The organism is Streptomyces sp. NPDC059564 (assembly GCF_042735575.1).
GTDB lineage: Bacteria > Actinomycetota > Actinomycetes > Streptomycetales > Streptomycetaceae > Streptomyces.
Window position 1 is genome coordinate 1 of the sequence record NZ_JBHWBP010000642.1, and the last position, 1,846, is coordinate 1,846.

The 1,846-nt window shown below is 79.2% G+C and carries 2 protein-coding genes and 1 pseudogene; all 3 read left to right on the forward strand.

Features of this window, described 5'->3' with window-relative positions; translation table 11 throughout:
* Window positions 1-330 (forward strand): annotated as a pseudogene (locus tag ACFV0Q_RS41200) (hypothetical protein); the annotation flags it as partial.
* A 112-nt stretch (window positions 331-442) separates the two neighbouring features.
* Window positions 443-1,045 carry an ECF RNA polymerase sigma factor SigK gene (sigK, locus tag ACFV0Q_RS41205; protein ID WP_385013201.1) on the forward strand — a complete coding sequence of 201 codons (603 nt, stop codon included), beginning with the start codon at window positions 443-445 and terminating at the stop codon, window positions 1,043-1,045.
* On the forward strand, window positions 1,042-1,846 hold an 805-nt coding region (locus ACFV0Q_RS41210), incomplete at its 3' end, for an anti-sigma factor domain-containing protein (RefSeq protein ID WP_385013202.1). The genes sigK and ACFV0Q_RS41210, both read left to right, overlap by 4 nt.

Here is a 1,846-nt window from a genome sequence, read left to right on the forward strand (position 1 = left end):
GGCCGACAGGAGCGCACCGAGATGTCCGAGACCGAGCGGGAGCGGCCCCCGTCCGCCGCCACGGGGGCGGCCGCGCCCGCGTCCTCGGCGACGTCGGCCCTGGAGCCGCCGGCCTCGCCGGCCGGCGGGGGCGACGGTACGGCTGACGCACCGCCGGACGCGCCGATACCCCCGTCCGCCGCGGACCGGCCGGACCGGTTCACCGACGGGGTCGTGGAGCTGCGCAAGCGCGGGGAGTCGGCCGTCCGGCGGGCCGGGGCGGACGCCGGGGACCACCTGGAGGCGATGGCCCGCCGGGCGGCGGAACGGGCCGGCCGCCCCCGTGCCTGACCACCGCGCGGGCCGGTCCCGGACGGGACCCGTCCGGCGGCACGGCGGCTCCAATTCCCTTACGGGAGGCCCTGATGTGACCGGAGCCGGGCCCATCACGGAGGATCCTTCCGTGGACGACGTCACGCGGGGACGAGTACGGACAGGGGCGCGGACGGGCGCCGACGAGGAGTTGGCCGCCGCCCTCGGGCGGGCCGCCGGGGGCGACGAACCGGCCTTCGTCTCGGTGTACGAGGCGGTGGCCCCGGCCGTGCTGGGCGTGGCCCGCGCGGTGCTGCGCGACCGGGCGCAGGCCGAGGAGGTGACCCAGGAGGTGTTCGTCGAGGTGTGGCGCACCGCCGGGCGCTACCGCCCGGACCGGGGCAGCGTCCGGACCTGGGTGCTGACGATGGCCCACCGCCGGGCGGTCGACCGGGTGCGCTCCGCGCAGGCGTCCGCCGACCGCGACCGCCGGGCGGCGCGCCTGGAGGCGGCGCTGCCGGAGTTCGACGAGGTGACCGAGGCGGCGCTGGAGCACGAGGAACGGGCGCGGGTCCGGCACTGCCTCCAGGCGCTGACCTCCCGCCAGCGCCAGTCGGTGATCCTGGCCTACTACCGGGGGCGGACCCAGCGCGAGGTCTCCGAGGAGCTGTCCTTGCCACTGGGTACCGTGAAGACGCGTCTGCGGGACGGACTCCTGCGGCTGCGCGACTGTCTCGGGGTGAGCGGGCGATGAGCACGGGGAACATGCACGAGTCGACGGGCGCGTACGTCCTGGACGCGCTGTCCGGTCCGGAGCGGGCCGCCTTCGAGGCGCACCTGGAGACCTGCCCGGACTGCGCCCGGGAGGTACGCGAACTCGCGGCGACGGCGGCCCTGCTGGGCACGGCCGCGGCCGTGGAACCCCCGCCCGCCCTACGGGAGGCGGTACTGCGGCGGATCCGGGAGGAACCCGGGCCGGGGCGGCGGGCGCCGGACGCCGCCCGGGCGGCGATGCCGCGGCGGATCCGGGAGGAGCCCGGGCCGGGGCGGCGGGCGCCGACGGGCGAGGCGGCGCGTCACCGGGCTCCGGCGGGCCGGGCGCGGTGGGCCGGGGCGCGGTGGGCGCTGGCGGCGTGTGTCGCGGTGGCGGTCGGGCTCGGCGGGGTCGCCGCCCGGCAGTACCAGCGCGCGGATGCCGCCCGGCAGGAGGCGCGGGCGGCCGAGGCGCGTGCCGCCGCGCTGACCGGGGTGCTGTCGGCCCCCGACGCCCGGCTGGCCTCCGGCCGTCTCGCCCACGGCGGCACGGGCACGGTGGTGGCCTCCCGCGAGCGGGACCGGGCGGTGTTCGTCCCGTCCGGGATGGCGGCTCCCCCGCCCGGCCGTGCGTACCAGCTGTGGTTCGCCGACCCCGGCGGCATGCGCCCGGCGGGCCTGCTGGACCCGGCCCACCCCGAGACCCCGACCCTCCTGTCGGGCTCGCTGCGCGCGGCCACCGCGATCGGTGTCACCGTAGAACCAGAGACCGGTTCGCCCACCCCGACCACCAGCCCGCTGG